Origin of the sequence: Desulfovibrio sp. 1188_IL3213 (genome assembly GCF_036763145.1) — a bacterium.
Taxonomy (GTDB): domain Bacteria; phylum Desulfobacterota; class Desulfovibrionia; order Desulfovibrionales; family Desulfovibrionaceae; genus Desulfovibrio.
Genome location: NZ_JBAIYR010000609.1, coordinates 1 through 1,085, shown reverse-complemented (window position 1 = coordinate 1,085; position 1,085 = coordinate 1). Strand labels below are relative to the sequence as shown.

General features: G+C 57.8%; 2 protein-coding genes. Both read left to right on the top strand.

What is annotated here, in order from left to right; genetic code table 11:
* Positions 1 to 269, top strand: a 269-nt coding sequence (locus V6C16_RS13990; RefSeq protein WP_333543522.1) for a Smr/MutS family protein, incomplete at its 5' end; no start/stop codon positions are given.
* A 475-nt stretch (positions 270 to 744) separates the two neighbouring features.
* A partial coding sequence (locus tag V6C16_RS13985) for a CHC2 zinc finger domain-containing protein (RefSeq protein WP_333543521.1) occupies positions 745 to 1,085 on the top strand: 341 nt, incomplete at its 3' end.

Below are 1,085 nucleotides of genomic sequence, written 5' to 3'. Positions count from 1 at the left end.
CACGGCCCGCCGGGGCAGCCGGCGGCGCCTCGTTGCGCCTTGACATGCGCGGGCTTCGTGCTGATGTTGCCCTTGCGGAACTGGAACAGTTTATGGACAAGGCGCTGCTGGCCGGTTTTCGGGAAGTGGAGGTTGTTCACGGACGCGGTACGGGGGCGTTGAGGCGTCAGGTTCATGATTTTTTGCGCGCCTTTCCGGCTGTGGAAAGCTTTTGCCTGGCCCCCGAAGACAGGGGCGGCGACGGCATGACCATTGTAATCCTGCGATAAAACAAGAGTAAAATAAATTACTCCGGCGATGCGACGGGCAGACGCCCGACACAAGGGTACACGACACAAGGGCGCATGTGAGTGCAGCCGTTACCACAAGGTTTTGCGCGTAAAGGCAGTGGCGTCGTGTGTTTGCGCCATTGTGCGTCGCTGCCGCCGCCGTAAAATTTAAAAAATAATTTCCAACGGTACATTGTTCAGGAGCTGCTTGCAGCCAAACGCATTACCAAAAAACGGACAGTACCCGGCGTGATCACGGCGCATGGACGAAAGCACCGTCAGTGCAGCAAAAATGCTTCTGCGCCCGTCAATGGAAGAAATCCGTTGCGCAGCGCAGGCATCATAAAAATCACCCGTGCCACATGCGGCAGGGTTGGAAGCTGTCTGCCGATTTGTCTGCGCACTGCGCAAGCGCCCTGCCCAGCAGGCGCACAAACAGTTTTTCCGGCAAAGCGGAAAGGAAGATTATCTGCCAATGCAGTCCAGGGATGCCATACGCGCCATCAAGGAGCGCATGAATATTGTGGACGTTGTGCGCCGCTATGTAGAGCTGAAGCGCAACGGCCCGCGCTGGGTGGCGCCCTGCCCTTTTCATCAGGAAACAAAGCCGTCCTTTTCCGTCAACGAGGACCAGGGCCTGTTTTATTGCTTCGGCTGCCACGCTTCGGGCGATATTTTCGATTTTTACAGCCGCATCAACGGGCTGGACTTTAAGGAAACACTTGAACAGTTGGCCGCCGAGGCGGGCATAACCATTGAGCGTGGCCCCGGCGGCGCGCGTCGGCAGGGCGAAGAGCGCGAACGCCGCTCTTCACG